The organism is Pantoea eucrina (assembly GCF_001691555.1).
Classification (GTDB): Bacteria; Pseudomonadota; Gammaproteobacteria; order Enterobacterales; family Enterobacteriaceae; genus Pantoea; species Pantoea borealis.
On record NZ_MAYN01000008.1, the window covers coordinates 2,053,600 to 2,077,424 of the forward strand.

Consider the following 23,825-nt stretch of genomic DNA (forward strand, 5'->3'; position numbering starts at 1 on the left):
GAGAAAAGAGAAATGCTATTGTGGCGCGCCGGCGAAAGCGGCGCAATGCTGATTACCCTGCCCGTTCCTGCGCGGCCTCTTCCACAATCAGACGCGACGGCAGCAGAAAGCGAAAGCAGGTCTCCTGATGCGGCTGGCTGGTGATCTCCAGCCGGGCGTTGTGATGGCTCAGCGCATGCTTGACGATCGCCAGCCCCAGTCCGCTGCCCCCTGTTGCCCGGGAACGCGCTTTATCAACGCGGTAAAAGCGCTCCGTCAGGCGCGGCAGATGCTCTTCGCTGATGCCGGGGCCGTTATCGCAAACTTTAAACTCTGCCCCCTGTCGCGTGCGCAGCCAGCTGACAGTGATATGGGTGCCTTCCGGCGTGTGATTAACCGCGTTATAGACCAGGTTAGAGATAGCGCTGCGCAGCTGCTCGTCGTTACCCAGTACGCGCAGATGAGGATCGGTTTGAAAGTGAATAACGTGACGCCCCTGGCTCAGCGTTTCCGCTTCGCGCTGCAGCAGATGCAGCATGGCCGGCACGTCGACCCGCTCTTTGAGATCGAGCGCCGGCGCCGCCTCAATGCGTGACAGCGTCAGCAGCTGCCTGACCAGACTGTCCATGCGCCGGGTCTGCTCCTGCATCGTACCCAGCGCTTTGCTGCGCGTGCGCGCATTCATCGCCTCATCGTCCATCATCTCCAGATAGCCCTGCAGCACCGTGAGCGGCGTGCGCAGTTCATGACTGACGTTGGCAAAAAAGTTGCGGCGGGCGCCCTCCAGCTGATGCATCTGGGTCACGTCGCGCGCCACCATCAGCCACTGCCCTTCACTGTAAGGCATCACGCGGAACTCCATGTGCCGCTGATTGTTCAGCACCACCGTCAGCGGCCGGTCAAAATCGCGCTGGCGGATATAGCGGGAGAATTCCGGATAGCGCAGCAGGTTGAGAATATTCTGGCCGTTATCCTCCGGCCAGCGCAGCCCCAGATGCTGCTGAGCGAGGCCGTTACACCAGAAAATGGTTCCCTCTTCGGTGGTCAGCACCACGGCATCCGGCAGCGACTCCGCGCCGCTGCGAAAGCGTTTGATCAGGTTTCCCAGTTCGCGACGGCGGCGGCGGTTACGCAGCTGCATCTGATAAAGGCCATAAAACAGCGGCTCCCAGCTGCCGCGCCCGGTGGGTGGTGTCATTGAGCGGTCGACCCACAGCCAGTGGGAGAGACGCATCAGGTTAGCGAAATGCCAGAGCAGAACGCCTGAAACAGCAGCCAGCAGCCACCACGGCAGATAGCCAGACAGCAGGCCGAGCAGCAGCGCAGGCAGACAGGCCAGCGCCAGCTCGGTCAGTAATCGCTTCCAGGAGAGGCGTTCCAGCACGGTAGCAGGCTCCGTTTAGTAGCGGGCAGAGAAACGGTACCCTGTTCCGCGTACGGTTTGTACCATGCGGTCATGGCCGGAGGTTTCCAGTGCTTTACGCAGGCGACGGATATGGACATCCACGGTGCGATCTTCGACATACACATTGGTGCCCCAGACGTGGTTCAGCAGCTGTTCACGACTGTAGACCCGCTCAGGATGCGTCATAAAAAAATGCAGCAGTTTATATTCAGTCGGCCCCATCTCCAGCGGCGTGGTTTCCGACATCACGCGATGTGAGGAGGGATCGAGACTCAGTCCCTGCATCTCAATCACCTCTTCGACCGCCATCGGGGAGATACGCCGCATCACGGCTTTGATGCGCGCCATCAGCTCTTTTGGTGAGAACGGCTTGGTGATGTAATCGTCGGCACCCACTTCCAGCCCGCGCACGCGATCTTCTTCTTCACCGCGCGCGGTCAGCATCATGACCGGGATATCGCGCGTCATGGCTTCACGCTTCAGATGCTTAATAAACTGAATGCCGCTGCCGCCGGGTAACATCCAGTCCAGCAGGATCAGATCGGGCCAGGGCTCAATCAGCCGGCTAATCGCGCTGTCATAATCGTCCGCTTCGATTGGCTGGTAGTCATTCTGTTCCAGCACAAAACATAACATCTCCCGGATGGGTGCTTCATCTTCCACAACCAAAATGCGCTTGGCCATTATTGCTCCTGCGAGTGTGACGGGATGTCACTGGGATATGCGGCGTCATTATGCGTCAGTTTTATGACACTTTTATGAAAAACCCTGCCCGTAAGCAAGAGATAAAAACGGCAGCATCACCGGCAAAAACGTGTTTTTTCCTTTACGGCCGAAGCCGTTATACTGGCCGCCAGCTTTCAGGCAGGACACCCCATGCGCATTATTCACACCGCAGACTGGCATCTCGGTCAGTTTTTTTACAGCAAGAGTCGCGCCGCAGAACATCAGGCTTTTCTCGACTGGCTGCTCCGGCAAATTGCTGAGCATCAGGTTGATGCACTGATCGTGGCAGGCGATCTGTTTGATACCGGCTCGCCCCCCAGTTATGCCCGTGAAATGTTTAACCGGTTCGTCGTCGCGCTACAGCCCAGCGGCTGTCAGCTGATTGTGCTGGCGGGCAATCACGATTCGGTTGCCACGCTGAATGAGTCGCGTGAACTGCTGGCCTGCCTCAATACCCGGGTGATCACCAGCGCCACGCCCGGCGGCGAACAGCAGGTGCTGGCGCTGATGCGCCGTGACGGATCGCCGGGCGCACTGCTGTGCGCCATACCCTATCTGCGCCCGCGCGATATTCTGCGCAGCCGGGCCGGTCAGTCCGGTCGCGACAAACAGCTGTCGCTGCTGCAGGCGATTGAACAGCACTATCAGCACTGCTACAACGCTGCCGTGGCAGAACGAGACCGGCTGGATCAGCCGCTGCCGATCATCGCCACCGGCCACCTCACTACCGTGGGCGTGACCAAAAGCGACGCGGTACGCGATATCTATATCGGCACGCTGGATGCGTTTCCGGCGCAGGCGTTTCCGCCCGCAGACTATATTGCGCTCGGCCATATTCACCGCGCGCAGCGGATTGGCGGCACGGATCATATTCGCTACAGCGGCTCCCCTATCCCGCTCAGCTTTGATGAAACCGGACGAGATAAAAGCGTCTTTCTGCTCGATTTTAGCAGCACGCTGGAGCGCGTCACTGCGCTGCCTGTACCCGCCTTTCAGCCTATGCAGATGCTAAAAGGATCGATGGCAGACATTGAGGCACAGCTGGCACAGTTTGCGCGCTATGACGAGCCGCTGCCGGTATGGCTGGATATTGAGATCACCACGCAGGAGTATCTCACCGATCTGCAGCGGCGTATTGAACAGCTCACAGCCACCCTGCCGGTAGAGGTGCTGCTGGTGCGCCGCAGTCGTACGCTGCGTCAGCGCAGCCTGGAGCAGCTCACTAATGAAACACTGAGCGAGTTAAAGGTAGAAGAGGTGTTTGCCCGTCGTCTGGCGCAGGAGTCAGAGCTGGACGCGCAGCAGAGTGACGGGCTGACCCGCCTGTTTCGCACCGCGCTGGCTGCGCTGGAGGATCCATCCGCATGAAAATTCTGACGTTACGTTTTAAAAATCTCAACGCGCTGCGCGGCGAATGGCTGATCGACTTCCGTCAGGAGCCGTTTGCCAGCAACGGCCTGTTTGCCATCACGGGTGCCACCGGCGCCGGGAAAACCACGCTGCTCGATGCCATCTGTCTGGCGCTCTATCACCAGACGCCGCGCCTTGGCGGACTGTCGCAGAGTGAAAATCAGCTGATGACGCGCGACACCGCCGAGTGTCTGGCCGAAGTGGAGTTTGAAGTTAAAGGTGAGGCCTGGCGCGCTTTCTGGAGCCAGAACCGCGCACGCGGTCAGGCTGACGGCAAGCTGCAGGCGCCACGCGTTGAGCTGGCGCGGGTCGCCGATAACCAGATCGTGGCGGATAAAGTCGGCGATAAGCTGAAAGCCATAGAGTCGCTCTCCGGGCTTGATTTTGCCCGCTTCACCCGTTCAATGATGCTGTCGCAGGGTCAGTTTGCGGCATTTCTGAACGCCCGGCCCGGCGAGCGCGCCGAACTGCTGGAGGAGCTGACCGGGACCGAAATTTATGGCGATATCTCCATCCATATCTTTGAACGCTGGCGCGCGGCGCGCGCGGCGCTTGAAACGCTGCGCGCCCGTGCCGGCGGCATGACGCTACTGGATGAGGCGCAGCGTGCGGCGCTCACACAGCAGCTGAACACATTAAGCGCTGAAGAAGTCGCGCTGAATACCCAGCTCACGCAGGCGCAGGAACAGCAGCAGTGGCTGACGCAGGCGCAGCAGCTGACGCAGGAGCAGCAGATCGCTGCCGCAGCGCGTCAGGCTGCCGAACAGGCGTGGCAGCAGGCGCATACAGATCGCCAGCGACTGGCGCGCGCCGAACCGGCAGAGAAGCTGCGTGCCGGGCTGCAGCTGCGCGGGCAGCTGCAGCAGGACAGCGATGCACAGCAGCAGCTGATCCGCCAGCTGCAGCAGCAGCAACAGCAGGCTGAAGCGACGCTGCAGCAGGCAGAACACGGCTATCAGCAGGCGCTGCAGATGCGCGATGATGCGGCCGGGGCGGGACAGCAGCTTGAAACGCTGCTGACGGAGCAGGTGCTGCCGCTCGATCAGCAGATAGCGCGCACCGCACAACAGCTGAGTGAACAGCAGCAGCTGCTGACACAGCAACAGCAGGCGGTCGTGCAGAGCGAACAGGCGCTGCAGCAGCAGCAGCAGGCGAGTGAACGCTTACAGCAACAGCTGGCGGAACAGCAGGCGTGGCGCACGCGCGAAGCGGCTACCGCGGGCTGGGGGCCAGAGCTGGCGCGCTGGCAGGCGGATATCGATCATCTTGAGGGGCGTGAACAGGCGGCGACGCAGCTTGCCGGACAGCGGCAGCGGCAGCGACAGCAGCTGGCGCAGCAGCAGCAGGCGCTGGCGGCGCGCGAACAGGCGGCTCAGCCATTAGCGCAGGCGGAAGCGGAGAGCCGCCAGCAGCGCGAACAGGCTGAGCAGGCGCTAACCTCTCTGGAAAATCAGCAGCGCAGCGCCGATCTGCGTGACGCCCTCGCCCGCTATCAGCAGCAGCGTGCCCCGCGTCAGCAGCTGACGCTGCTGGCCGCGCAGTGGCAATCGCTGCAGCCGCAGCGCATACAGCGCGCTACCCGGCTGAAGCAGCTGCAGCAGAGTTACCGGGAGGATGAAGCGACGCTGCAGACGCTGCGCGACAGCTGGAAGCGCGAGCAGCAGGCGCTGCTCGATCTGCGTCGCCTGTGTGAACTGGAACGGACCATCGCCCGGCTGGCTGATGAGCGCGCCAGGTTACAGCCTGACACCCCCTGCCCGCTGTGTGGTTCCTGTCAGCATCCGGCGATAGCGGAATATCAGCAGGTCAGACCGGATGACAATCAGCAGCGACTTGCCGCGCTGGAGACGGCCGTCGCACAGCTAAAAGAGTCAGGTACGGCACAGGGCGAACAGCAAAAACTCTCCCTGCAGCAGCAGCAGGCGCTTGAAGAGGAGCTGGCTGAACTGGATCGCCAGCTGGCGGCACTGGATAGCGAGTGGCAGGCGCTGTGCGCTACTCTGGGGCTGCACTATACGCCTGCACAGCATGCGGAATTCACCGCCTGGCAGCAGCTGCTGGAGGCGCAGGCGCTGACGGAGCAACAGCAGCTGCAGGCGCGCGAGCAGGCGGCGGCAGCGCTGCAGCAGGCCAAAGATGCGCATCTGCAGCAGCAGCAGCAGTGGCAGCAGCACCAGCAGCAGCAGCAGCTTGCGCAGCAGCAGCTGGAGAGCGCACAGCAGCAGCTGGCCGATCTGGAACAGCGCCTCCGGGATGAGCAGCAGGCGCTGCAGCAGTATACGACGCGGCTGACAGAGCAGCTCAGTGCCCATCAGCTTATTCTGCCGGACGCCGCCGGACGCGCCAGTTGGCTCGCTGCACAGCAGCAGCGCTGGCAGCGCTGGCAGGAAAGTGAGCAGTTACTGACTTCTCTGCAGCCGCAGCTCGCCAGAGCCGGAAGCGAGCAGCACAGCCTGCAGCAGACGCTGCAGCGTGAACAGCAGCAGCAGGAGAGCCTGCAGCGCGCTCTGACGCTGATGCAGCAGCAGCAGCAGGAGCAACAGCAGCAGCGCAACCAGCTGTTTGGGTCGCGCAGCGTGACGGAGGCGCGCCAGCAGCAGCACGCGCGACTGCAGCAGCAGGAACAGGCGCTGGCACAGGCGCTGCAGCAGCGGCAGCAGGCGCACAGCGGGCTGCACAGCCTGCAGGGGCAGCTGGCGCAAACGCACAGCCAGCAGAAAGCTCTGACAGAGCGTCTGCAGCAGGCTGAGCAGCAGTTCTGCCAGGCGCTGCAGCAGAGCGCGTTTGCGGATGAAGCGGCGCTACGCGCGGCGCTGCTGCCGGAGGAGACGCTGCAGCAGTTGCGCACACAGCTGCAGCAGCTGGAGCAGCAGCGTTTGCAACAGATCGCCCGCGATGAGCAGCTGGAGCAGCGACTGACGCAGCATCAGCAGCAGCGTCCGGCTGGCCTCAGCGATGAGCAGGCTGCCACGCTCAGCCAGCAGCTTGAGACGTTACGTCTGACGCTGCGTGATAACGCGCGCCAGCAGGGAGAAGCGCAGCAGCAGCTGCAGAGTGATGCGGCCCTGCGTCAGCAGCAGCAGACGCTGCTGGCAGAGATCGCTGCCGATGAAGCTGAGCTGGTGCAGCTAAGCCGCCTCAACGATCTGATTGGTTCAGCCAAAGGGGATAAGTTCCGGCGTTTTGCTCAGGGGTTAACGCTGGATCATCTGGTATGGCTGGCAAATCGTCAGCTCGATCGCCTGCATGGCCGCTATCTGCTGCAGCGACGCCTCAGCGATGAGCTGGAGCTGGAGGTGGTGGATACCTGGCAGGCGGACGCCACCCGCGATACCCGGACGCTTTCGGGTGGTGAAAGTTTTCTGGTGAGTCTGGCGCTGGCGCTGGCGCTTTCCGACCTGGTCAGCCATAAAACCCGCATTGAATCCCTGTTTCTCGATGAAGGGTTTGGCACGCTTGATGCGGAAACGCTGGATACCGCGCTCGACGCGCTGGATGCGCTTAACGCCAGCGGGAAAACCATTGGCGTGATCAGCCACGTTGAGGCGATGAAAGAGCGTATTCCGGTTCAGATCCGGGTACGAAAAATGAATGGTCTGGGATACAGCAAGCTGCTGCTGCCGGGTGAGTAACCTGCGACTGATTCTGGTTCTGCAGAGAGTCAGAGGAATGCCATAGCTTTCCGCCCGGCGCGCGGTAGACTCAGCGGCTGACTTCCGTTTATCAGGCTCTGTTATGAAAATACCGTTTATTGCCGCCGCAGCGGGCCTGCTGCTGACAACGCTGATGCTGAATGGCTGCGCCCGTTCGCCTGCCGTTCAGCCCGTCGCATCAGCCAACCTGTGTGAGCCGGATGCGGCGCTGGAAAGCTCTTCCTGCCACTGGACGCGCAGCGTTCAGCATCAGCTTAACCAGCAGTTCCGCGATGCGGCACGCTATGCCGGACAGCAGTGCTGGCTGCGACTGGAGTGGCAGGCCAGCGGGCGCTTTGCCGTCACCCAGACGCAGGGTGACGAGGCGCTGTGCCTGCGCGCCTGGCAGCTGGTTGCCCGGTCCGGCGCGCTGCCCCCGCCGCCCGATCGCACGCAGCCGGCGTGGTTTGGTTTTGCGCCGCATACGTCATAACGTTGCCTGCCCTTCCAGCGGCCAGAGCCAGGCTGCACCGCGCACGCCGCTGGAATCGCCGTGCAGCGCTTTACGTACCGGCGTTTCACACTCGCGGCCAAACACCCAGGGTTTCATCAGGACGGGCAGCGTCTGATACAGGCGATCCACATTACTCATACCGCCGCCCAGCACAATCACGTCGGGATCGAGCAGATTCACTACCTGCGCCAGCGCTTTCGCCAGCCGCTGTTCGTAGCGGCGCATCGCCTGCTCCGCCAGCGGATCCTGCTGCGCGATCAGCTGCATAATCTCCGCGCCTTTCAGCGCCTGTCCGCTCAGCCGCTGGTAGTCAGTGGCAAAACCGGTGCCGGAGACAAAGGTTTCAATACATCCCCGTAAGCCGCAGTAGCACGGTACTTCCTGCTGAAAGCGCTGCTCGTCGGCATCCATCCACGGCAGCGGATTGTGCCCCCACTCGCCGGCGTTGCCATTTAGCCCGATGCGCGACACGCCGTTCATGGCGATCCCCGCGCCGGATCCGGTGCCGATGATCACCGCAAACACCAGCGGCTGACCGGCGCCGGCGCCGTCCGTGGCTTCAGAGACCGCCAGACAGTTTGCATCATTGGCAATACGCACCTCCCGGCTCAGCGCCTGCGCCAGATCTTTGTCCAGCGGCTGACCGTTCAGCCAGGTGGAGTTGGCATTTTTAACCCGCTGCGCATAAGGCGAAATCGAGCCGGGAATACCGACCCCGACGCTGCCCCGTTCTCCGGTCTGCGCCTCGGCCAGACGGACCAAATCCGCCATCGCCCCGACCGTGGCAGCGTAGTCGTTGCGCGGGGTATTCACGCGATGGCGGAACAGCTGCAGGCCGTCATCAGATAAAGCAATAACCTCTGTCTTGGTGCCGCCTAAATCGATACCGATACGCACGGGTTATTCCTCATTATTCACATGGGGTGGAGATACAGTAGAGGGGCCATTCGGGAAAGGCAATGAAACCCGGCGCAGGTTTCGCTATCATGCGCGCTCCCTGTTTGAGACTTGTGCGCCCGATCGCACCCACGGTAAGGAATCCCGATGTTGTGGTTTAAAAATATGATGGTTTATCGTCTGAATCGTGACCTTCCGCTGTCCGCAGACGATCTGGAAAAACAGCTTGATGCATTTACGTTCTCACCGTGCGGAAGTCAGGATATGGCCCAGACTGGCTGGGTATCGCCGATGGGTAACCGCGGGGAAGCGCTGGCCCACGAGGTTAACGGACAGATAGTGATCTGCGCCCGCACCGAGCAGAAAATTCTGCCGTCACCGGTCGTGAAGCAGGCGCTGGATGCCAAAATTGAGAAGCTGGAGGCAGAGCAGAGCCGCAAGCTGAAAAAAACCGAAAAAGATTCGCTCAAAGATGAAGTACTGCATAGCCTGCTGCCGCGCGCTTTCAGTCGTTTCAGTCAGACCTTTATGTGGATCGATACGGTTAATAATCTGATCGCTGTCGACTGCGCCAGCGCTAAAAAAGCGGAAGATACGCTGGCGCTGCTGCGCAAGAGCCTCGGCTCGCTGCCGGTCGTGCCGCTGACCATGGAGAAGCCAATTGAGCTGACGCTGACGGAGTGGGTGCGCGGCGGCGAACTGCCTGCAGGCTACGATCTGATGGATGAAGCGGAGCTGAAAGCGCTGCTGGAAGATGGTGGCGTGATCCGCTGCAAGAAGCAGGATCTGATCTCCGATGAGATTGCCAACCACATTGAAGCGGGCAAAGTGGTGACCAGACTGGCGCTCGACTGGCAGGAACGAATTCAGTTTGTGATCGCTGATGATGGTTCAGTAAAACGCCTGAAATTCAGCGATACGCTGCGTGAACAGAATGATGATATCGATCGCGATGATTTCGCTCAGCGCTTTGACGCTGACTTTACGCTGATGACCGGCGAACTCGCCGCGCTGATTGCCAGCCTGACCGATGCGCTCGGCGGCGAAGCCCCGCGTTAATAAGGCATAAAAAAAGCTGCAGCCTGAAGGTTGCAGCTCTGTCTCTCTTTTACCGTTTACAGGTAGCGGCAGAGATAGGAGGTAGGCTCAGCTACCTGCAGGTGAAACTCACTGTGGCCCGGGACATTAAATGTGCTGCCCGCCTCATACCATTTCCACTCCGCCTCGCCTGGCAGCAGCACTTTCAGTGCGCCGCTCACCACCGTCATCTCTTCCGGCTGGCCGGTGCCAAAAGTGTACTCGCCTTCAGCCATAACGCCTACGCTGGCGCGGCCAATGGTCACGCTGTCGAACCCGATCGATTTCACTTTTCCGTCGAAATAATCACTGACATTGAGCATGCTTTTTCCTCGCAGCACATGAAGGTTATCAGCAGATTACAAGGGAAACCGTCAGAGTGTCACGTAAATAAATTGCTGCTGACGCAGCAGCAGCGCAATTCAGGAGAGTCCGGAGAATTCACTGGCGTCCCTGCCAGAGAGGTTTATTCTTTTTCCACGTCTTCGTAGCGATCTTTCGCATCCTGCGCTTCCTGCTCTGATTCATGCTCGCTGATCAGGGAGTTCTCTTTGGGATGATCGGCACGCAATTCATACCAGGTAACTTTGTTACCTTCAGGCCCTTTTTCGACGGCGACGACACGGGCTTCACGCGGATAGGGTGGTCTGGATGGCATCGTTTTCCCTCTCTTATCAGTGTTCCACACGGCAGGGGCAATCCGCTGCCTGTTACTGAGTATAGACCAGCATACATTGATGCCAGTAAAGCGGGAGTTTTCTGATGACGATCAGCTGGCGCGGGCCAGAGCGAGTGAACGTATAATCTCTTCTGCAACCTGCTCAGGCGGCTGCATGGCATCGACCCGATAGTGCGCTGCCTGCTGATAAAGCGGCGCGCGCAGGCGCAGAACTTCATCCATCTCTTCTGCAATCGGCTGGCCGGTCAGGGTGGGCCGCTGCGCGGTTTCAGGCTGCTGCTGCAGCCGGTTCGCCAGCGCTTCCGCCGGCGCGCTGAGCCAGATGACATGTCCCCGCTCACGCATAAAGTGGCGATTTACCTCTGCCAGAACCATTCCGCCGCCGGTGGCAATCACCGTTGCCGGTGCGGTGACGGCGCGCAGCGCCTCAGTTTCACGCGTGCGAAAGCTCTCCCAGCCTTCACGGGCAACAATCTCAGCTACGCTGCACTCTGCTGTCTGCTGCAGATAGTGGTCGGTATCACAGAAGGTATATCCCAGCGTGCGCGCCAGCACCTGGCCGATAGTCGTTTTGCCGCATCCGCGTGCGCCAATCAGATAGATGGGTAATGACATCCGGGCTCATTCTCCGCCGTGCTCTGCCACGCCGGCAGGCCATCAGGTCAATAATGCGTCGCATAATATCCGGATTTTATTTTAGCAGCCAGTTTCAGAGCACAAATTACGCGCATTTTAGCGCGTACTATAATTAGCACACTGAATTGATTGAGAAAAAGCATGCGCGTTTCGTGCATGCTCTGACTTATGAACGCGGGCAACATTTGCTTACCACGTCAGCGATTTACTTTCGCCGCCCCTGCCCGCATATAGATAACCTTAACGCCAACGGAGGTTCACCCATGCAAAATCAGGAACAGCAGCTCATTGAAAATCTCTTCAGCCGGTTAAAGCAGGCCGGTGAGCAGAGTGGTCCGCGCGATGCGGGTGCTGAACAGCTTATCCGTCAGCATCTGCAGAGCCAGCCTGACGCGCCTTACTATATGGCCCAGGCGATTCTGATTCAGGAAGCTGCGCTGAAAAAGCTGAATGCCCGGATTACCGAACTGGAAAAAAACATGCAGGCACAGCAGCAGGCTCCGCAGCAGAGCGGCGGCTTTCTGTCCGGTTTGTTTGGCAGCGGGTCGCGTCCGCAGCCACAGCAGCAGCAGCAGCAGTCAGGCTGGAACAATGCGGCCCCGCAGCAGCCAGCCGTGCCGGCCCGCGGCACCGGCTTTCTCGGCGGCGCGCTGCAGACGGCAGTGGGCGTGGCGGGCGGCGTGGTGATGGCAGATATGCTCACCAGCCTGTTTCATCATTCGCAGCCGGAAGAGATCGTCAATATCATCAACGAACCGGCGCTGCCGCAGGTGGACGATAACCTGGATACGTTTAACGGCAACGACAGCAGCAATGCATTTCTCAATGACAACAGCAGCTGGAATGACAATAGTTTTGCCGACAACAGCGATCTGAATGATTTTGATAGCGGCGGCTTTGATGATGATGACAGTTTTGTCTGATCAGCGCTGACGCAGCCACTTGTCCAGCTCGTTGGCAAACAGCTGGCGGTCGCGCGGACTCAGCGCCGCCGGACCGCCGCTCTGAATGCCACTGGCACGCATTGTCTCCATAAAATCGCGCATGGTGAGGCGCTGCCGGATGGTATCAGGCGAGTAGCGCTCACCGCGCGGATTCAGCGCGGCGGCCCCTTTTTCCAGTACTTCCGCCGCCAGCGGAATGTCGCCGGTGATCACCAGCTCTCCTGGCTGTACGCGCTTCACAATTTCATTGTCTGCCACATCAAAGCCGGCCGCGACCTGCAGCGTCTTCAGCCAGGGCGAAGGCGGCACGCGCAGCGGCTGGTTAGCGACAAAGGTCACCGTCACGTTTGTGCGTTCAGCCGCGCGATAAAGCACCTCTTTAATGACGACCGGACAGGCGTCAGCATCGACCCAGATTGACATAATGGTTTCCTGATAACGAATAACAGGCGCGATCTTGCCGTGCTCGCCAGGAAAGGCAAACGATATTTTGCCGGTACTTGTTATTCACCGCCGCTGACGTAAGCTAACCCGCAGCGAAATCAACACGATTAAGGAGAGAGCGATGCTGGAGAAAAAAATCGGCTTCATCGGCTGCGGTAACATGGCGCAGGCGATCATCAGCGGCCTGACCGGCAGCGGGCTTATCGCCCCGGCCAATATTCTGGTATGGGACCGTAAAGCGGAGACCAACCAGCAGATGGCACAGCAGCACGGGATCAGCGCAGCAGAGAGCGCAGAAGCCCTGGCGCGCGAGGCGGATATCCTGTTTGGCGCGGTCAAACCTAATGTGATCCTGAAAGTGCTCAGCGATCTGGCGGGGGTGATGAAAAAGGATGCGCTGGTGGTCTCGATTGCCGCGGGCGTAACGCTGGATTCACTGGCCGGCGTACTGGGCCACGATCGTAAAATTGTGCGGGTGATGCCCAATACGCCGGCACTGGTCAATCAGGGCATGACCTCGGTGACCCCCAACGTGCTGGTGGAGCCGCAGGAAGTGGACGAGATCGTGGCTATCTTTGAAAGCTTCGGGAAAGCCGCGGTGGTCAATGAGTATCTGATCCATGCGGTCGTGGGCGTCAGCGGCTCTGCTCCGGCATATGTGTTTATGTTTATTGAAGCCATGGCCGACGCCGCCGTGCTGGGCGGCATGCCGCGCGCGCAGGCGTATGAGTTTGCTGCGCAGGCGGTAAAAGGCGCCGCACAAATGGTCATTGAGACGGGCAAACATCCCGCTGAGCTGAAAGATCAGGTCTGCTCGCCCGGCGGTACGACGATTGAGGCCGTAAAAGCACTGGAAGAGAATGGCTTTCGCGCGGCGGTAATGAACGCCATGCAGCGCTGCATGGCTAAGTCAGAAGCGCTGAGTAAAGGCTAACCCCTGCCCGCGCCTGCCGGCAATCCGGTCCTCTTTTCTGCACAGAGGACCGGCATCAGGCAGGGTATTACGCTGTATACTGCTCATACAGCGCCATGCCCTGCGCCAGCGTCAGCGGCTGCTGCATCGCGTCGATCAGCGCGGCAGTGAGCGTGTACAATCCTGCTGAACAGACCGCCGCAATATGGCCCTGCTGGCAGTAGAACGCGATAAACGTCTGTTCATCCAGCGAACCAAGCAGACGATAGTCATCCCACTCCTCCGCATGCCCGAGATATTCGTAACGGGTGCCGTAGTGCGCCGTCCAGAAAAAAGGCACGCGATCGTACTCAATCTGCTTATCCAGCATATTCAGCGCGGCAATCCGCCCCTGCTGGTGAGCCACGCGATAGTGCTCAATACGCTGCGTGCCGTCAGCGGTGGGATAGGTGGCGATATCACCGGCAACCCAGACGGTATCCGTCACCCGCAGCTGGCGATCGGTCAGCAGGCTGCCATCCTCCTGCAGCGTTAAGTCATGCACAAACCCGGTCGCAGGCGTGACGCCGGTGCCGAACAGCACCCGTCGTGCGGGCAGCCTTTTTCCCCCTTTGAGACGAACTGCGGCGATCTCACTCTCCCCCTCCAGCGCCTCCGGCTCACCCTGCTCAAACGTGACACCGTTGCTGCGGTGCAGCGCATAAAAGTGTTCAGCTATCTCTTCGCCAAACTGTTTGACAAACGGCAGACGCTGGCGGGCAACCACGGTGACCTTTACGCCGCGACTGCGCAGCGCTCCGGCCACTTCCATGCCGATAAAGCTGTTACCGACGATCACCAGCTCCTGCGTTTCATCGACCTCTTTCAGCAGCGCCGCAGCCTGATCGCGCGAACGCAGCAGGTGAACGCCGGCCAAATCTCTGCCAGGCATATCCGGCGCCTGTGGTACGCCACCGGTGGCTACCAGCAGCCGGTCAAACCTCACCTGCTGCCCGCTTTTCAGCGTTAACGTTTGTGCACGCGCCTGCAGCTGTACCACCTCATCCTGCAGCAGCGTGACCGGTTCCAGCACATCCTCCTGCAGCAGCGTGGGCACGTCATCAATAGCCATTTTGCCCGCCGGCACAAACTTGCTCAGCGCGGTACGGTCGTATGGGGCCGCAGCCTCCCGATCAATACGAATGATGTGTCCCTTAAATCCCTCATCGCGCAGCGTCCAGATCGCCGCGGCACCCGCCGCTCCGCTGCCAAGAATGACATAGACCGGCGCGTTATCTGTCGTAGCGGGTGCGGATGCTTCAGAGAGTGGCTGCTCACTGACAAACACGTTGCCCTGCTCAATCCGCACCGGATAACGCGTCAGGTTGGCAAGCGCCAGCGGTTCACACATTTTGCCATCCTGCAGCTGAAATACCGCTTTGTGCCACGGGCAAATCAGCCTGCCATCACAGACGGCCCCTTCAGCCAGCGGCGCGCCAGCGTGCGGGCATTTGGCCTGAAATGCCTGCACCTGCGCGCCATCACGGATCAAAATTATTTCGGTCTCGCCCACGCTAAACGGGACCGGCTTCTGCTGCGCCAGCGCGTCAAGCTCTGTGACAAATTGATAGCTCACACTTTGCTCCTTTATTATTGTCGGATGCGGGATGACAAACCCCTGCAAAGAGTAAGTGTGGCAAAGCCTGGGAAACTGGCAGGAAAAATAAAGCAAGCGGCAGCTAAGGCGTTAATCAGCCACCGCTTTTATCATCAGGCGCTTTTTTTCAGGCAGGTACTCATGAAGGTTTTGCGCGCGTCACCCGAGAGATCTTTTTCTCCGGCTGCACTGTTACAGCTTTTCATTTTCAGCTGCTGCGGCGTCATATTGCCGAGCTTGCTCTCTTTTTTCAGGCAATCGCTCATAAAGGTTTTACGCTCATCGCCTTTCAGATTTTGCGTGGCGGCCAGCTGATTACAGCGCGTCATCTTTTCCTGCTGCGGCGTTTTTTCAGCGGCGCCTGCACTGCCGACGGTAAACAGCAGGGCAGCGCCAGTCAGAGCCAGTAAAGAACGTTTCATTGCCAGGATCTCCGTGTAGGGGGGCTTTATCAGCCTGGCACGAAAATCGGTAAAACAGCGGTAAATCACTCAGGCACGCTCAGTAACGCGGGTGCTTGAGCAATTTTTCGATATAGTTGCGTAATAGCGCAGCATCCGCGCTCTCTGCAATCGGTGCGGCGGGCGGCATCGCATTTTCAATCGCGCTGGCGATTTGATGATGCTGTTCTGCATTCAGCTGGCGCAGCATGGCAGTCAGCACTATCTCCAGCGCCTCGATCTGCACCACCAGATCTTTGGATGCCTCTTCTTTCTCCGCCAGCCTGAGCAGGAGTTCTGCAATCAGATTTTTCATGCAATGAACTCGATAAGGAAAGGAGTGCTGACGGTAGCACTGAGCCGAAGAAAACAACAAGCGCTTTTCCTCACTTTTGTGAATAAATAGCCCTTAAAAAAGCGTAACAATTCAACGCCTAATGGCGAAACGTTTTGCTGACGCAGACAGCCTGCTGCACATCCGGCTTTTTTGTCACGATTTCAGCAACGAATGCTTTACAGCTGATGCTATTTGCATCAATGTGAGCGCATTACAATTACAGAGATATCATCATGACTTCTGCACTCTCCTTAGCGGCTATTCTGGCCCGTCGCGACTGGGAAAACCCGGTGATTACCAGCCTGCAACGTCTGAACAGCCATCCGCCGTTTGCCAGCTGGCGCGACGAACAGGCTGCCCGCGACGATCGCCCGTCACCTTCAGTGCAGTCACTGAATGGCGAGTGGCAGTTTAGCTACTTTACTCACCCCGAAGCGGTGCCGGAGAGCTGGCTGTGGCAGGATCTGCCGGATGCTGCGACTCTGCCGGTGCCATCTAACTGGCAGCTGCACGGCTACGATGCGCCAGTTTATACCAACGTACAGTACCCTATTCCGGTTAATCCGCCGTTTGTGCCGCAGGCTAACCCAACAGGATGCTATTCGCTCACATTCAGCGTTGATGAGCAGTGGCTGCAGCAGGGCCAGACGCGCGTTATTTTTGACGGTGTAAATTCAGCCTGCTTTGTATGGTGCAACGGACTGTGGCTGGGCTACTCCCAGGACAGCCGTCTGCCGGCAGAGTTTGATCTCAGCGCCACCCTGCAGCCGGGCGAAAATCGCCTGGCCGTAATGGTGCTGCGCTGGTGCGACGGCAGCTATCTGGAGGATCAGGATATGTGGCGCATGAGCGGCATTTTCCGCGATGTGACGCTGCTGCATAAACCTGACACCCGCTTTGCAGATATCCAGCTTGAAACCGCGCTCAGCCCGGAGTATTCGCAGGGCGATTTACGCGTCAGCGTCAAGCTTGATGCCAGTGAAACCGCCCTGGCAGGCTGCCACATTCGCGTCAGCCTGTGGCTGGGTGAGACCTGCGTCGGCACGCAGGAGCAGATGTCCGGCAGCGCCATTATTGATGAGCGCGGACGCTATCCGGAACGGGCCACGCTGCGGCTGCCGGTAAACCAGCCACGGCTCTGGAGTGCGGAGACGCCTCACCTTTACCGCGCAGTGGTCACACTGCTGGATGCGCAGCATCAGGTGCTGGAAGCGGAAGCGTATGACGTCGGGTTCCGGCGCGTCAGCATTGAGCAGGGACAGCTCTGCCTGAACGGCAAGCCGCTGCTGATCCGCGGCGTTAACCGCCATGAACACCATCCGGAACGCGGTCAGGTGGTGGATGAGGCCAGCATGCGCCGTGATATTGAGCTGATGAAGCGCCATAACTTCAACGCGGTGCGTTGCGCCCACTACCCTAATCATCCGCTCTGGTATCGGCTTTGCGATCGTTACGGTCTGTATGTAGTGGATGAGGCGAATATTGAAACGCACGGTATGCAGCCGATGAACCGGCTCTCTGACGATCCGCGCTGGTTTGCCGCCTTCAGCGAGCGGGTTACGCGCATGGTACAGCGCGACCGCAATCACGCCTGTATCATTATCTGGTCGCTGGGCAATGAGTCCGGGCACGGCAGCACGCATGATGCGCTTTACCGCTGGGTCAAAAGCAGCGACACAACGCGCCCGGTGCAGTATGAGGGAGGCGGCGCAGACAGCGCCGCAACCGATATTATCTGCCCGATGTACGCGCGGGTCGATCAGGATCAGCCCTTCCCTGCCGTACCCAAGTGGTCGCTGAAAAAGTGGATTGGTTTGCCGGGCGAACAGCGTCCGCTGATCCTGTGTGAATACGCGCACGCCATGGGGAACAGCTTTGGCGGTTTTGCGAAGTACTGGCAGGCGTTTCGTGCGTTTCCGCGTCTGCAGGGCGGCTTTGTCTGGGACTGGGCCGATCAGAGCCTGACGCGCTATGACAGCAACGGAAACGCCTGGCAGGCGTACGGCGGCGATTTTGGCGATACCCCTAACGACCGCCAGTTCTGCATGAATGGCCTGGTCTATGCTGACCGCTCGCCGCATCCGGCCCTGTATGAAGCGCAGCGCGCGCAGCAGTTTTTCCGCTTTGAGCATGACGCCACGCAGCCAGGGCGCATCACGGTCACCAGCGAATATCTGTTCCGGCACAGCGATAACGAGCAGCTGCGCTGGGGTATTGAGCAGGACGGAGTGCCGGTGGCGACCGGCACGGTACCGCTCGATATTGCGCCACAGGGCAGCCAGCAGATTGAGATTGCGCTGCCATCAGGCCTGCAGGGTGCCGCATGGCTGAATGTCGCAGTGCATCAGCCGGAAGCCACCGCCTGGTCCGAAGCTGATGCGCGCGTCGCGTGGGATCAGTGGCAGCTGCCTGCCGCGCTGCCGCTGCGTCTGCCGGTATCCGGCAACAGTGCGCCGCAGCTGCTCATGCAGCCGGAGGAGATTGACGTGGCGATCGCGCAGCAGCGCTGGCGCTTCTCACGCCTGAGCGGTGAGCTGGTACAGTGGCAGGTGGATGAGCGGCAGACCCTGCTGACGCCGCTGCAGCCCTGCTTTATCCGCGCCCCCATCGACAACGACATTGGCACCAGTGAAGCGGCCAGCGTAGATCCCAATGCCTGGATTGAGCGCTGGCGGCGCGCCGGCTACGGGCAGCTCGAACCGGTGCTGCTGGCGATGCAGGCTGACAGCCTGGCGCACGGGGTACAGATTGAAACCTGGCATCAGTGGCGCACGCAGGAGCAGGTCTGTTTTACCACGCACCAGCGCTACTTTATCAACGCCCGGGGTGAGGTTACGCTGTCCCTGACGGTTGAGCAGGCTGCCGGGTTACCGCCGCCGGCACGTATCGGCTGGCGCTGCCAGCTGGCACACTCACCGGAGCAGGTGAGCTGGCTGGGTCTGGGCCCTCACGAAAATTATCCGGATCGCCAGCTGGCAGCGCAGTTCTCCCGCTGGCAGCTGCCGCTTGCCGATCTCTCCACCGACTATGTTTTCCCCGGTGAAAACGGCTTGCGCTGCGGTACCCGGCAGCTCGACAGCGGCAGCTGGCAAATCAGCGGTGATTTCGCCTTTTCACTCAGTCGCTACAGTCTTGAGCAGCTGCGCGATACGTCACATCGTCATCTGCTGCAACCGGAAACAGGCTGCTGGCTGCATCTCGATGGTTTTCATATGGGAGTTGGCGGCGATGACTCCTGGAGCCCGAGCGTCAGCCCGGAATTTCTGCTGACGCAGCAGCGCTGGCAGATGACGCTGACGCTGCATCAGGACGATCGGCAAATGTGAAAAAATATGACGAAACGTTGCTGACAAGCTTACGGCGCGCAACTATGTTTAAAAAATAACCAGACGCGCAGCCCTTTTGCGGGCACGCCGTTCGGGTTCTGTTGCTGCCGCCTGCTGGCGGCACGCCGTGTTGTCTCTGCGGAGGTCAGCCATGAGAACCTATCCTGACAGCGCCAGTCGGGCGATTACCGACTACTTCAACACGCCTGCCTGGCACGTGCCGCATGAGAGCGATCTGCTGGCGGCTATTATGCGGGAACTGATGGCCGAGGGGCAGCCTGCGACCAGTAAAGCGGTTATTGCGCGGGTCATTGAAAAGCTGGAGTTTGAGGGCGATGAGCAGCGTCTGCAGAGCTACCGGACGCTGCTGGCACAATTACTGGGCAGCGAGCCGGGAGCCTGAGGGATGATTTATTTTGCGACCCGCAGCTGATCGGCTTCGCTGACGACGGCTTTGCCGCTCTGACGATGGTAGAGGCAGAGTTCACGTCCGGTGCGGTTTTTCATGTGCTTTTGCGGATAGCGTCCCTGCAGCAGCAGCGCATCATAACCGGTGCGGTCGTCAAACTGCACCGGCTTACCCACAATTTTCGCCTGCGCCAGCGTACTGGCCAGCAGGCACGCCTGACGGCTCTGCTGCTCATTTTCCTGCCAGGCAGCTTCGCCGGATGCATGCGCCAGCGGGGCCAGCAGCGTTAACAGCAGAAAGCCTGAAAATCTTTTCATCATTACCTCTTGTTGCAGTAGCGCGTTCGCCGGTTAAAAAAATTCCCGCCGCAGCGGGAAGAAACAAGACGAACAGTGCATGTCTGAGATGACGAGGCGATCTCTGTTTGTCAGAGTATCCTCACCGCCGGGCATGACAACCCGATGACAGTCGTGTGTCCGTCTGGTGTCAGCCGCAGTAGACGCGGGTGATGTTGCCCTCTTTATCGCCCATGAAATTCAGCCGGTGCAGATTAAAGTCCATGGTGACGGCACCGTTCCAGGGGATCGCGCGTACCGGACCGGCAAATTTCTGACTGCCGATCGCTGTCAGTGGCTGGCCAATAACGTTCTGATACTGCGATGCGCGACACTGGTCGGTTTCCGGATCCACGCTGGCCGTAGCCTGGGTACTGGTTTTGCCGGCAGACTGACAGGCGCTTAAGGCCATGGCAGCGGTTAGCAACAGGACTTTTCCACAATGCGTCACAACTCTCTCCTTCTGAACAGATAACTACGTCGCCTCTGAGAGTAGCAAAGCCCGGCGCGTAAACGAACTTCGCTGGCCGAAAAATGCCGGTTTCCGCTCCGGAAACTGCGCGGTTACGCGGAAAATTTAAGATTAATCGCACTAAGTGACTCACTGACTCGCCAGAAAAAAACTATTCTTTCTAAGAATCATCCGAGGAGGCTTACTATGGAACTCATGATTTTTATCGGCTGCGTCATACTGATGACGTTCGTGGCCGTACGCGTTCGCTAACGCGCCGGCCGGTGACTGCCAGGCACATCTGCCGGGCACCTGCCCGCCGTGCCTGGCTTTTTACTGTAACGCTGAAGTGGTACTGAAATCTGAGATCGCGCACCTCGACAGCACTCTGCGCCATTGCTACTATGCCCTTCCCCCTGCCCGCTGAGTCGCCTATGGATACTCAATCCGACAAAGTTACCTTAACCCTGTTTTACGCGGGCTGCTTTGTTGTCTATTACCTCATAACGATGCTGATTACGCTCTTTCCTAACTACAGCGCGTTACGTAATGATGGGTTGCTGGTACCGGTTCTCTGCCTGTTTGAGTTCGCCGTGATCTATCCGCTCTACCGCTTTTATTGTCAGCGTCGCAGCGATATCCCGCTGGGTGCACTGCGCCCTCTGCAGACGCTGCTGTTTATCGGTGCGCTGTTTCTGCTGATGATGGCTCAGACCCGGTTTTTGCAGCCGGAAGGCTGGCTGATTGAGCAGAGCCAGCAGGGGCGCAACTCGATGCTGATCCTGCTGCTGACGGCGGTACTGCTGGCGCCGGTATTTGAGGAAGTGCTGTTTCGCGGTTTTCTGCTGCAGGCGTTTCTGCTCTGGGCACCCCGCAGCCGCTTCGCCTGCATGCTGCTGACTTCCCTGCTGTTTGCGGCGCTGCACACGCAATATGTGCACTGGGAAACGCTGGTGGCGCTGACGCTCTTTTCACTGCTGCTCTGCTATGCGCGCCTGCGCAGTAATAACCTGGCCCTGCCTATCTTTCTGCATACGCTGAATAATCTGATTGCAATACTGCCCGCCTGGTTCTTTGCCTGATCGGCTTCACTGTTTACCTGTGCTCTCCTCTGTCGCCGCGCATTTTCAGTTACTATCACGCTTACACATGAAGGGATGACGGGACGGAAAAATGATTACAATGCTGGATGTGGCCCGGAAGGCTGGCGTCTCCAAAGCCACCGTATCGCGCGTGCTGGCGGGTACGCGCTACGTCAGTAAAGCGACGCAGCAGAAAGTGTTTCAGGCGATTGAAGAGACCGGTTATCGTCCTAACCTGCTGGCACGCAGTCTGGCAACCCAAAAGTCACAGAATATTGGTCTGATTGTCACCCACTCCCTGTTCAACGGCCCCTATTTCAGCGAACTGCTTTATCAGACTGCCACCCTGACCAATAACTACGGGCGCCAGCTGATCCTGGCTGACGGCAAAACCAGTGCCGACGATGAACGGGCGGCGATTGAATTTCTGCTCGATCTGCGCTGTGACGCCATCATTATCTATCCGCGCTTTCTGGATACGGCCGCGCTGGAAGCGCTGATTGAGCAGCACGCCATTCCGATTATGGTGGTCAACCGGCAGCTGACGCAGCATGCAGAACACTGCGTCTGGGCGACCCATCAGCAAAACACCTTTGATGCCGTGTGTTATCTGATCCAGCGCGGACATCAGGATATCGCGTTCATTACTGGCCTGCCGGGCTCGCCCACCGCTGCCGCGCGGCTGGCTGGCTATCAGCAGGCGCTGGCTGCTCATCAGCTGCCCTTTGAGCCTGCCCGGGTCGTCCAGGGCGCCTGGACCTCGCTCAGCGGCCAGCTGGCCACGCAGCAGCTGCTGGCATCAAAGGTCACGTTCAGCGCACTGATGGCGAGCAATGACGATATGGTAATGGGCGCGGCGCTGGCGCTGCATGCGGCCGGCAGACGACTGCCGCAGGATGTCTCACTGATGGGTTTTGATGACATTAATATGGCCGCTTTTTTTCTGCCGCCGCTGACCACGGTACATGTCCCGGTCGCCGAAATGATCCAGCACACGCTGGCGCAGCTGGTCGCAATGCTGGAGGGGAAGCCGGTGACGGTGTTGCCGCCCTTTAGCGGGCGGCTGATTGAGCGCGCGTCGGTCGCTGACGGACCGGCGCGGCGTAACGCGATCAGTAGCTGACCGCGTCGTCGAGCGTGGCGCCGTTGCTGGCAATCAGCTGCTGATACCAGAAAAAGCTCTTTTTACGATAGCGCGCCAGATCTTTCAGGTCATGCTCATCGCGGTTCACATAGATAAACCCGTAGCGTTTACTGATCCCCTGATGCGTACTGACCAGATCGATCGCTGACCACGGACAGTAGCCAAACAGCGCCACGCCGTCCGCAATTGCCAGCCGCAGCTGCCGCAGATGATCGCGCAGGTAGGCGATACGGTAATCATCGTGTACTTTGTTGCCCGCCTCCAGCGTATCAAAAGCACCCAGACCATTCTCCGTTACAATCAGCGGCAGCGCATAGCGCGCGTAGATCTCACGGGCGGTAATGCGAAAGCCAACCGGATCGATATACCAGCCAAACTGATTCTGCGGCAGATGCGGATTATTGCAGCCGACATACACCGTGCTGTCGATCCCCGCCATCTGCTGATCCGCTTTTTGCTTACTGTTCAGTTCACCACGGGCGGCATCCGGCAGGTCAGCGCTGACGGTAGCGGAGGCATAATAGTTGAAGGCGATAAAATCAGGTTTGCCCGCTGCGATGGTCTCCATATCGCCCGCTTCAATCTCCGGCAGCCAGCCACGCTGCTGCAAGAACGCCCAGACCACCGCGTTGTAGCGTCCGTGTACCGCCAGATCGAGATAGAGCCAGTTGCGGATCGCTGAAAAGTTGTCGGCGGCCAGCACATCTTCCGGCCGTGAGCTGGCGGCGTAGACGCAGGAGATATTGGGCGCCGGACCAATTTTTGCGTCCGGCAAACGCTGATGGCAGGCGATCATCGCCCGCGCCTGTGCCAGCATCATATGGTGATTCTGCTGATAAAGGCTGCGCTGCACATCTTCTGTGCCTTCTGCCAGCGTGCCGATGACCTCCCCCTTGAGGATCATCATGTTCTGTTCATTGATGGTCAGCCAGTATTTTACCTGTTTGCCATAGTGTTCAAAGCAGGTCACGGCAAAGCGCTCGAAGGCCGCTACGGTGCGCCGGTTGGACCAGCCGCCTGTCTGCTGCAGCGCCCACGGCAGGTCAAAATGATAGAGCGTGACCAGCGGTTCAATGCCGTGCCGGCAGATTTCATCAATCAGCTGCTGATAAAACGCCACGCCCGCCGGATTCAGCTCGCCGTCGCCGTCGGGGTAGAGGCGGCTCCATGCGATGGAGAACCGGTAGGTTTTCAGCCCCATTTCGGCCAGCAGCGCAATATCCTCTTTAAAGCGGTGATAGTGATCGCTGCAAACGGTAAAGTCAGTGACGTTATCACTGAAACGCGCATGGTCAATGACTGACGGTCCTTTGCCATCCGCATTCCATGCGCCCTCAACCTGATACGCTGAGGTTGATGCGCCCCAGAGAAACCCCTCCGGAAACGCACCGGGATTGTGATGCTGCATA

Annotated in this window: 23 protein-coding genes; 10 read left to right on the forward strand and 13 right to left on the reverse strand. The window is 59.3% G+C overall.

The window, feature by feature from the left end; all coding sequences use genetic code 11:
- Nucleotides 1–52 precede the first annotated feature (52 nt).
- Together phoR and phoB are read right to left on the reverse strand one after the other, a co-directional pair.
- Nucleotides 53–1,363 (reverse strand): phosphate regulon sensor histidine kinase PhoR, encoded by a 1,311-nt coding sequence (gene phoR / locus BBA90_RS15845; RefSeq protein WP_065649978.1) that lies wholly within the window; start codon nucleotides 1,361–1,363, stop codon nucleotides 53–55.
- A 15-nt stretch (nucleotides 1,364–1,378) separates the two neighbouring features.
- A complete protein-coding gene (gene phoB / locus BBA90_RS15850) occupies nucleotides 1,379–2,068 on the reverse strand; it encodes a phosphate response regulator transcription factor PhoB (protein WP_065649979.1) in 690 nt (229 codons plus the stop codon).
- A 192-nt stretch (nucleotides 2,069–2,260) separates the two neighbouring features.
- Between phoB and sbcD the strand changes: the two genes are divergently transcribed.
- The 3 genes from sbcD to BBA90_RS15865 all read left to right on the forward strand — a co-directional run bounded on the left by sbcD (nucleotide 2,261) and on the right by BBA90_RS15865 (nucleotide 7,645).
- Nucleotides 2,261–3,478: an exonuclease subunit SbcD gene (gene sbcD, locus BBA90_RS15855; RefSeq protein WP_065649980.1), complete on the forward strand. Its 1,218-nt coding sequence runs from the start codon at nucleotides 2,261–2,263 to the stop codon at nucleotides 3,476–3,478.
- Nucleotides 3,475–7,152 carry an SbcC/MukB-like Walker B domain-containing protein gene (locus BBA90_RS15860; protein WP_065649981.1) on the forward strand — a complete coding sequence of 1,226 codons (3,678 nt, stop codon included), beginning with the start codon at nucleotides 3,475–3,477 and terminating at the stop codon, nucleotides 7,150–7,152. Before sbcD ends, BBA90_RS15860 begins: the two co-directional genes overlap by 4 nt.
- Nucleotides 7,153–7,255: 103 nt before the next feature.
- Entirely contained in the window at nucleotides 7,256–7,645 is a 390-nt protein-coding gene (locus BBA90_RS15865) for a cell envelope integrity TolA C-terminal domain-containing protein (protein ID WP_065649982.1), read from the forward strand.
- On the opposite strand, the gene mak is transcribed toward BBA90_RS15865, so the two are convergent.
- Nucleotides 7,640–8,563, reverse strand: a complete 924-nt coding sequence (gene mak, locus BBA90_RS15870; protein ID WP_065649983.1) for a fructokinase — start codon at nucleotides 8,561–8,563, stop codon at nucleotides 7,640–7,642. The genes BBA90_RS15865 and mak overlap by 6 nt on opposite strands.
- A gap of 147 nt (nucleotides 8,564–8,710) precedes the next feature.
- On the opposite strand from mak, the gene rdgC reads away from it, so the two are divergent.
- The gene (rdgC, locus tag BBA90_RS15875; protein ID WP_065649984.1) at nucleotides 8,711–9,622 is read left to right on the forward strand and encodes a recombination-associated protein RdgC; all 912 of its coding nucleotides are present in this window, start codon (nucleotides 8,711–8,713) and stop codon (nucleotides 9,620–9,622) included.
- 56 nt (nucleotides 9,623–9,678) lie between these two features.
- Here the strand turns inward: rdgC and ppnP are convergent, their stop codons facing one another.
- The 3 genes from ppnP to aroL all read right to left on the reverse strand — a co-directional run bounded on the left by ppnP (nucleotide 9,679) and on the right by aroL (nucleotide 10,934).
- On the reverse strand, nucleotides 9,679–9,963 hold the full coding sequence (gene ppnP, locus BBA90_RS15880; RefSeq protein WP_039382944.1) for a pyrimidine/purine nucleoside phosphorylase: 285 nt from the start codon (nucleotides 9,961–9,963) through the stop codon (nucleotides 9,679–9,681).
- Nucleotides 9,964–10,106: 143 nt separating this feature from the next.
- Nucleotides 10,107–10,298, reverse strand: a complete 192-nt coding sequence (locus BBA90_RS15885; protein ID WP_065649985.1) for a YaiA family protein — start codon at nucleotides 10,296–10,298, stop codon at nucleotides 10,107–10,109.
- A 111-nt stretch (nucleotides 10,299–10,409) separates the two neighbouring features.
- The gene (aroL, locus tag BBA90_RS15890; protein ID WP_065649986.1) at nucleotides 10,410–10,934 is read right to left on the reverse strand and encodes a shikimate kinase AroL; all 525 of its coding nucleotides are present in this window, start codon (nucleotides 10,932–10,934) and stop codon (nucleotides 10,410–10,412) included.
- A 284-nt stretch (nucleotides 10,935–11,218) separates the two neighbouring features.
- Here aroL and BBA90_RS15895 point away from each other — a divergent pair, with 284 nt between their 5' ends.
- The gene (locus tag BBA90_RS15895; protein ID WP_065649987.1) at nucleotides 11,219–11,878 is read left to right on the forward strand and encodes a DUF2076 domain-containing protein; all 660 of its coding nucleotides are present in this window, start codon (nucleotides 11,219–11,221) and stop codon (nucleotides 11,876–11,878) included.
- On the opposite strand, the gene BBA90_RS15900 is transcribed toward BBA90_RS15895, so the two are convergent.
- Nucleotides 11,879–12,322 carry a YaiI/YqxD family protein gene (locus BBA90_RS15900; protein WP_065649988.1) on the reverse strand — a complete coding sequence of 148 codons (444 nt, stop codon included), beginning with the start codon at nucleotides 12,320–12,322 and terminating at the stop codon, nucleotides 11,879–11,881. It lies immediately after the preceding gene.
- Nucleotides 12,323–12,464: 142 nt separating this feature from the next.
- On the opposite strand from BBA90_RS15900, the gene proC reads away from it, so the two are divergent.
- Nucleotides 12,465–13,277, forward strand: coding sequence for a pyrroline-5-carboxylate reductase (proC, locus tag BBA90_RS15905; protein ID WP_065649989.1), 813 nt, complete (start codon nucleotides 12,465–12,467; stop codon nucleotides 13,275–13,277).
- A gap of 67 nt (nucleotides 13,278–13,344) precedes the next feature.
- On the opposite strand, the gene BBA90_RS15910 is transcribed toward proC, so the two are convergent.
- The 3 genes from BBA90_RS15910 to iraP all read right to left on the reverse strand — a co-directional run bounded on the left by BBA90_RS15910 (nucleotide 13,345) and on the right by iraP (nucleotide 15,648).
- Nucleotides 13,345–14,871: an FAD-dependent oxidoreductase gene (locus tag BBA90_RS15910; protein ID WP_065649990.1), complete on the reverse strand. Its 1,527-nt coding sequence runs from the start codon at nucleotides 14,869–14,871 to the stop codon at nucleotides 13,345–13,347.
- A gap of 134 nt (nucleotides 14,872–15,005) precedes the next feature.
- A complete protein-coding gene (locus BBA90_RS15915) occupies nucleotides 15,006–15,314 on the reverse strand; it encodes a PsiF family protein (RefSeq protein ID WP_065649991.1) in 309 nt (102 codons plus the stop codon).
- A 79-nt stretch (nucleotides 15,315–15,393) separates the two neighbouring features.
- Nucleotides 15,394–15,648 carry an anti-adapter protein IraP gene (gene iraP, locus BBA90_RS15920; protein ID WP_065649992.1) on the reverse strand — a complete coding sequence of 85 codons (255 nt, stop codon included), beginning with the start codon at nucleotides 15,646–15,648 and terminating at the stop codon, nucleotides 15,394–15,396.
- 254 nt (nucleotides 15,649–15,902) lie between these two features.
- On the opposite strand from iraP, the gene BBA90_RS15925 reads away from it, so the two are divergent.
- Together BBA90_RS15925 and BBA90_RS15930 are read left to right on the forward strand one after the other, a co-directional pair.
- A complete protein-coding gene (locus BBA90_RS15925; RefSeq protein WP_065649993.1) occupies nucleotides 15,903–18,995 on the forward strand; it encodes a beta-galactosidase in 3,093 nt (1,030 codons plus the stop codon).
- A 151-nt stretch (nucleotides 18,996–19,146) separates the two neighbouring features.
- Nucleotides 19,147–19,398: a biofilm development regulator YmgB/AriR family protein gene (locus BBA90_RS15930; protein WP_039382934.1), complete on the forward strand. Its 252-nt coding sequence runs from the start codon at nucleotides 19,147–19,149 to the stop codon at nucleotides 19,396–19,398.
- An 8-nt stretch (nucleotides 19,399–19,406) separates the two neighbouring features.
- Here BBA90_RS15930 and BBA90_RS15935 read toward each other — a convergent pair whose 3' ends face one another.
- Entirely contained in the window at nucleotides 19,407–19,721 is a 315-nt protein-coding gene (locus tag BBA90_RS15935) for a hypothetical protein (protein WP_039385730.1), read from the reverse strand.
- A gap of 169 nt (nucleotides 19,722–19,890) precedes the next feature.
- Entirely contained in the window at nucleotides 19,891–20,190 is a 300-nt protein-coding gene (locus BBA90_RS15940; RefSeq protein ID WP_065649994.1) for an I78 family peptidase inhibitor, read from the reverse strand.
- A gap of 434 nt (nucleotides 20,191–20,624) precedes the next feature.
- On the opposite strand from BBA90_RS15940, the gene BBA90_RS15945 reads away from it, so the two are divergent.
- Both BBA90_RS15945 and BBA90_RS15950 read left to right on the forward strand, forming a co-directional pair.
- The gene (locus BBA90_RS15945) at nucleotides 20,625–21,272 is read left to right on the forward strand and encodes a CPBP family intramembrane glutamic endopeptidase (RefSeq protein ID WP_065649995.1); all 648 of its coding nucleotides are present in this window, start codon (nucleotides 20,625–20,627) and stop codon (nucleotides 21,270–21,272) included.
- Nucleotides 21,273–21,363: 91 nt separating this feature from the next.
- On the forward strand, nucleotides 21,364–22,395 hold the full coding sequence (locus BBA90_RS15950) for a LacI family DNA-binding transcriptional regulator (protein ID WP_065649996.1): 1,032 nt from the start codon (nucleotides 21,364–21,366) through the stop codon (nucleotides 22,393–22,395).
- On the opposite strand, the gene BBA90_RS15955 is transcribed toward BBA90_RS15950, so the two are convergent.
- On the reverse strand, nucleotides 22,385–23,824 hold the full coding sequence (locus BBA90_RS15955) for a glycoside hydrolase family 1 protein (protein WP_065649997.1): 1,440 nt from the start codon (nucleotides 23,822–23,824) through the stop codon (nucleotides 22,385–22,387). The genes BBA90_RS15950 and BBA90_RS15955 overlap by 11 nt on opposite strands.
- Between the last annotated feature and the right edge of the window lies 1 nt (nucleotide 23,825).